Annotated in this window: 5 protein-coding genes; 3 read left to right on the forward strand and 2 right to left on the reverse strand. The window is 29.8% G+C overall.

The genetic code is table 11. From position 1 onward, the window contains the following. Positions 1 to 1,873, reverse strand: a 1,873-nt coding sequence (porU, locus tag ACTG3V_RS14330; RefSeq protein WP_439132858.1) for a type IX secretion system sortase PorU, incomplete at its 3' end; no start/stop codon positions are given. A 195-nt stretch (positions 1,874 to 2,068) separates the two neighbouring features. On the opposite strand from porU, the gene gldJ reads away from it, so the two are divergent. After that, positions 2,069 to 3,709 (forward strand): gliding motility lipoprotein GldJ, encoded by a 1,641-nt coding sequence (gldJ, locus tag ACTG3V_RS14335; RefSeq protein WP_439132859.1) that lies wholly within the window; start codon positions 2,069 to 2,071, stop codon positions 3,707 to 3,709. Between the two features lie 66 nt (positions 3,710 to 3,775). Then, on the forward strand, positions 3,776 to 5,035 hold the full coding sequence (locus tag ACTG3V_RS14340; protein ID WP_439132860.1) for a UDP-N-acetylmuramoyl-tripeptide--D-alanyl-D-alanine ligase: 1,260 nt from the start codon (positions 3,776 to 3,778) through the stop codon (positions 5,033 to 5,035). On the opposite strand, the gene ACTG3V_RS14345 is transcribed toward ACTG3V_RS14340, so the two are convergent. Continuing rightward, positions 5,032 to 5,883, reverse strand: a complete 852-nt coding sequence (locus tag ACTG3V_RS14345) for an N-acetylglucosamine kinase (RefSeq protein WP_439132861.1) — start codon at positions 5,881 to 5,883, stop codon at positions 5,032 to 5,034. The two genes, ACTG3V_RS14340 and ACTG3V_RS14345, sit on opposite strands and share 4 nt — an antisense overlap. 138 nt (positions 5,884 to 6,021) lie before the next feature. Here ACTG3V_RS14345 and ACTG3V_RS14350 point away from each other — a divergent pair. Beyond that, positions 6,022 to 6,454: CpsB/CapC family capsule biosynthesis tyrosine phosphatase (locus ACTG3V_RS14350; protein ID WP_439132862.1), on the forward strand; the 433-nt coding region annotated here is incomplete at its 3' end.

Below are 6,454 nucleotides of genomic sequence, written 5' to 3' on the forward strand. Positions count from 1 at the left end.
GATTGACTTCAGGATAACGTTCTCCACCAGATGAATTTTGTTGAACAAAAGCATCTACATAAATTTTATTTACATTAAAAATTGGTTTGTTGTCTCTAATCTCATCAGCAATAGATTCTACACCCCCTTGAATAACATCTTCTCCAGAAACATCAATATCATCTGCCAATAAAGTAATAGTGTTTCGCCAATCTCCAATTGCATTTTTACTGTAATAACTTAAAATTTTATCAACCACAATCTTTGCTTCTGCAATTGTTGATACTGGAATTCTACTTGAAACAACATCTACAGTATGTGAACTAACCATATTCCCTTCATTATCATCTAACATTACAAAAAAATCGTCGGTAACATAAGAACTCGCCAAATTAAAACTGATGTTAGACAATTTTACAGGTACAATGTTATTATTACCGGTAATTCTATCTTTATAATCGTAAGAAGAATCACCAAAGAAACATACGAATTTAAGTTTTGTTTCTTCGGATGAATTTGTTTCGTACACATGTTTTATAAAATCACGAATTCCTGTAATGTCTTTAGCACCCGATGAAAACTCATTATATATTTCATCTAAAATTACAACCTTGGTTGTTAAGTTTGAATTTGCTTGATGATAATCTGCCAAACGTTGCGCTTGTTCAGCAAGCTCAGAATTTGTAATTACCATATAGTTTACATCTTTTAGTGCATGTAAATTTTGATTATTAATTTTAGAATTTTGAATGGTTTCTGGTGTATAAAAATCATCTTCATATAAAATGATGTATTCTTTAAGTGCACCTCCATTATCTTTAAACACAAAATTAGCTCCTGTATTTTCATTAACAATAAATGTTGGGTTTAGATAATCTGTTACATCCCAAACTTGAAAAGCTGTACTTCCATTTTCTATTTGATATTCAATTATTCCTGAAGAATTTGCTTGCTCAAAACTTCGAAAACCAAATTGAAAATCGCCAAAAAGTAATTGTTTTTTCCCTATAACTTCAATATAATCTAAAAAGGCATTTGCAGATGGATTACCATTATTATTATAAGTAATAGCAACCTCGATGTTTTGAGAAGAATTAAGGATTGTTGCACTTCTCTCTAAAGCAAAAGCTTTAGTTAATGAAGATGAATTTATAGCTGGATAATTTATTGTTAATGCATCTTGCCCATTAACTTGTACATTCATGGTAGAAGAAACACTCGAAGTAGAAACTCCTCTTACACGCACATTAATATCTTGGTTGTTTACGGCATTCGGAAAGGGAATATTAAATGTTTGTGTATTTTCAATATTAAAATTATCGTCAAAAAACCATTGCGTACCTGCTGCTAAAATGCTTCTTTCTTCTTTTTCAAAAAACGTATAATCATCAAAAACAGTAATTTGAGAAGTTGAACTTGAAGTAATTGGCGATTTCTGCTGAATTCTTTTACCATCAGTTTCATTAACGGTAATAAAATAATAGGCTTTATCAGAATAAATATTTTGATTATGCCTTACTGAATTATTTGCTGTATCTACATCCCAATCATGAGGTCCTTTTGCATATAAAAGAATGAAATCATTAGCATCAAAAGAGCCATCGTTTTCACCAGAGATAAAGATGGCGTTTTCTTGCAAATCCTTGTATCTAAAATCACCATTTACAACAGGCAATAACTGACCTCCATTGCCATAAATATGAATTTTTCTAGGATTTAAACCACTTGTAGAAACCCCTATTTGTTGTAATAAACTTCTATTAATTTTAAAAACTCCTGTTGTATCTACAGAAAACTTAAACCATTCTCCACTAGACAACACAGAGTTGGTGTTTTGGGAAAAAAATATTTGCGAAAAAAAAACACAAGAAAAGAATAAAAATAATTTTTTCATATATAAAATTAAGTAACGCAAATAATAATTAGATATTTTAAAGAATGCAAAGATAAATTATACTAAACTAAAAAAGCAATCGTTAAAAAGAATATATACAAAAATGATACGTTAAAACTTTGGTGTTTTATTTGTAAGAAACTATATTTACCGTAAATTCGCTAAACAAAAACCCTATCAATTTTAATTTAGGAAATGAAAAACATATTTAAAATAACTTTATTTGCTTTAACCTCACTATTGCTGGTTAACTGTAAGAGTTCAAATAGAAATCAATCTACCTTAACTGGGTTGTCTTTTGATGGACAAAAAACACCATTAGGAATGGTAGGTGTTGAAGGTGGTGCTTTTACAATGGGTCAAGTTCAAGACGACGTGATGTTTGATTGGAATACAACACCTAAAAAAATACACGTTCGTTCTTTTTATATGGATGAGGCTGAAGTTACCAACTCTGAATACTTTTTATACGTACAGTATATGAAAGATGTTTTTCCTCCTTCAGACGAAAAATACAAACACATTTACAGTTCCATTTTACCAGACACTTTGGTTTGGAGAAAAAGTTTAGGGAATACAGATATTTTATCAGAAAATTACTTTCGTCATCCTGCTTACGCAGATTATCCTGTAGTTGGCGTAAGTTGGTTACAAGCTAATGAATACTGTAAATGGAGAACAAATGCGGTAAACTTAAAAACGCTTATTGACAAAGGACATATTAAAAACATATTTGAAATTGACACTATAAGTAATTTCTTTGATACAGATGTTTTTTTAGTCGATGATTCAAAACTTTTTAATAACGATACTACAGTGTACAAAAGAGGTGTAGGAAGAACTGTAAGAAAAAGAGGAGAACCAAGACCTTCTAGAGATGCTTTTCAGGGTAGAAAAATTAGTAGTGCTGATGGTATTTTAACACAACGTTTTAGATTACCAACCGAGGCTGAATGGGAGTTTGCTGCAAAAGCAAACATCGAAAATAGAGAATATAACAATATAAGAGGTAGAAAAAAATATGCTTGGGATGGTAAATACTCAAGATCTAAAGATAAAAGAACTAGAGGAGACCAATTGGCCAATTTTAAACAAGGAAGAGGAAATTATAGTGGTTTATCTGGTTGGAGTTCTGATGGAGCTGATATTCCGAATAAAATAAAATCATATCCACCTAATGCATTCGGTTTGTATGATATGTCTGGTAATGTTGCTGAATGGGTTGCAGATGTTTACAGACCTATTATAGATAATGAGGCAAATGACTTTAATTACTTTAGAGGAAATATTTTTACAAAAAAGATGATTGATGCGGAAGGTAATATTGTTATTGCTGCAACTGATGATAGTCCTGAAGTGGAATATGACACATTGCCAAATGGTAAAATTGTACCAAAACAATTGCCTAATACCATTAAATACATACCAATAACAAAAGATGATACAAGCCTAAGAAGAAACTTTATGGTGGCTGATAATACAGATATTAATGATGGCGATGCAAACTCTTCTCGTTTTTATGCAGAAGATGAAGATGGTTTAAACTCAAAACCAAGTATGTATAATTCACCAAAACCACCAACTGTAGAAATTGACCCAGATACAGGTGAAGAAGTTTTAGTAAATGATAAAAAAAGAAGAACCACACTTATTAGTAATAAAACTAGAGTATACAAAGGTGGATCTTGGTCTGATAGAGAATATTGGTTAGACCCAGCTCAAAGAAGATACTTACCAGAATATATGGCAACCAATTATATAGGTTTTAGATGTGTTTCTGATAAAGTAGGACCAATGACAACTGGAAACAAAAAGGCTAGAAACCCTAGTAGATAATTTATATTTTTAAAATGTAAGGCCTCATTGTTTCTTAAATAATGAGGCTTTTTTATGCCTAAATAGATGAAAATAGCTCAAATTTATAAACTTTACAAAGAGTACTATTTAGTTGATACTGATACTCGAAAAATTAGAAAAAACACTATTTTCTTTGCCTTAAAAGGAGCTAATTTTAATGGCAATACATTTGCTGAAAAAGCTTTAGAACTAGGTGCAAAATATGCAATCGTAGATGAGGTAATTAATACAACTAACCAAAACATTATTCTTGTAGATAACGTTTTAGATACACTTCAAAAATTAGCCAACTATCACAGAAAACAATTACACATCCCCATAATAGCTTTAACAGGTAGTAATGGAAAAACAACTACCAAAGAACTTATTAACGCTGTATTACAACAAAAATATTTTACCAAAGCTACAACAGGTAATCTTAATAATCATATAGGAGTACCTTTAACCTTGCTATCTATAAACAACAAACATGAAATTGGTATTGTAGAAATGGGTGCCAACCATCAAAAAGAGATTGAATTTTTAGCATCTATATGTGAACCTGATTATGGCTACATTACCAATTTCGGAAAAGCACATTTAGAGGGCTTTGGAGGAGTAAAAGGAGTTATAAAGGGCAAAAGTGAATTGTATACATTTTTAAAAGAAAACCATAAAATAGCATTTGTAAATCCTGATGATCAAATTCAAGTTGAAAAAACAAAAGCCATTGAATCCATTCTTTTTGATCAAAAAAATTTAAAATTTGAAGACATCAATCCTTTTGTCAAAGTAAAATTTCATAATAGTATTATACAAAGTAATTTAATTGGTAAATACAACTTCTCTAATATCGCAGCAGCCATTACAATTGGCACCTATTTTAAAGTTGAACAGAACGCTATAAAAGAAGCTATAGAAAATTATATCCCGAAAAATAATCGTTCTCAAATTATCAATAAAAACGAAAACACAATTATTTTAGATGCTTATAATGCCAATCCTTCTAGTATGACTGTGGCTTTAGAGAATTTTGCGGCATTACCCAATACTCAAAAAACTGTAATTTTAGGCGATATGTTTGAACTTGGTGAAGATAGTTTTAAAGAACACCAAACAATCATTAATTTATGTGAAACCTTAAATTTTAGTAAGCAATACTTTATAGGAGAACACTTTTACCAATGTAAAACCAACAAACCACTATTTAAAACTTTTGCTGATTTTGAAGATTATATCAAAAAAAATCCTCTAAAAAACCTAACAATATTTATTAAAGGTTCTAGAGGAATGCGATTAGAAAGAGTTTTAGATCTAATTCATTAATCTATCTTATCAATATGATATTTTAAAAGATTATCTATAGGTCTTTGAATAACGTCTGTTACATCCAATTCATATTTCTTAGCAACTTTTTCAAGAATATCTCTAAAGTAAAAAGCAATTGAACCTATAAAATATAGTGGGGTTTCCTTAGTTTTCTCGAAAGGTAAAATTCTATATTTAAAAAATTCGTGGAAACCTCTTTTAATAATTCTTTTTATGTATTTTTCGTTTTTAAAATCAAACATAAATTTTGCAAAAGAAGCTAAATACATATTAGGATTAGGCATTCTATATAAATTCTTTTTTATATAATCTGCATCTAAATTAAATTCTTCGTTAAACTTTTCGGCAATCGCTAAAGGCATTTTATTATAATAATACTCTCTTAACAATAGCTTTCCAAAATAATTTCCACTAGCTTCATCCATTAAAATATATCCTAAAGAAGCTGTTTTCATTTGCACATTTTCACCATCAAAATAACAACTGTTAGAACCTGTACCTAAAATACACACTAAGGCTGGTTCGTTTCCTGTAGCTGCATAAACAGCAGCCAACATATCTTCAGCAACATTAATTTTTGCATTTACAAATATAGATTGTAAAATATCTTCAAGAATTTTAGCAGGTTTTGGTGTACCACATCCAGCACCATAAAAATAAATTTCATTTACATCTTCTTTAATATTGATTAACTGAAACATATTAATAATTCTATTTTTCAGTTCTTCTTCAGCTACCACAGCAGGATTTAATCCAAGTGTACGTACTCTAAACTCTTCTTGTTTATTGTCGTTTATGGCTATCCAATCTGCTTTTGTAGAACCACCGTCTGCAATTAATATCATACTATTAAAATTTATATCTCAAAGATATTGCAAGTAATCTGCTTGTGCAACAGTTTTAAAAACTTCAATCGTTTTCGAAGAAAAAATCTTTACGTTAGCTAAAATGATTGTTGTAAATTTGTGTAAAATTGATGTACCATGTTTTTTTTTAAAAGTAAAGAAATTCTACCTAGTGATTTTTTCCCTAAGGGATTCATAGATATTCACTCGCATTTGCTACCAGGTATTGATGATGGTGCACAAGATTTGGATAATTCTATAGATTTGATCCAGAAAATGTCTTCTTTCGGAATAAAAAACTTTATAACCACACCACATATTTTAGGGGATGTTTATCCAAATACACCTGAAATTATCACGGATAAACTAAAAATTGTACAGCAAGAATTATCTAAAAGAAATATTACAGATATTTCAATTAAAGCAGCTGCAGAATATATGATTGATGAGAAATTTTCAATTCTTATTGATGAAGATAAAAAGTTATTAACGCTTAAAGACAATTTAGTCTTGGTTGAGATGTCTTATTTTAGCCCGCCAATAAATTTATTTGACATTCTATTTCAATTAG

Origin of the sequence: Polaribacter sp. (assembly GCF_965660385.1) — a bacterium.
Classification (GTDB): domain Bacteria; phylum Bacteroidota; class Bacteroidia; order Flavobacteriales; family Flavobacteriaceae; genus Polaribacter.

Excerpts from the sequence above, each read along its gene's own strand:
- ACTG3V_RS14345 (WP_439132861.1), bottom strand. The coding sequence starts at position 5,883 with ATGATATTAATTGCAGACGGTGGTTCTACAAAAGCAGATTGGATAGCC.
- ACTG3V_RS14340 (WP_439132860.1), top strand. The coding sequence starts at position 3,776 with ATGAAAATAGCTCAAATTTATAAACTTTACAAAGAGTACTATTTAGTT.
- gldJ (WP_439132859.1), top strand. The coding sequence starts at position 2,069 with ATGAAAAACATATTTAAAATAACTTTATTTGCTTTAACCTCACTATTG.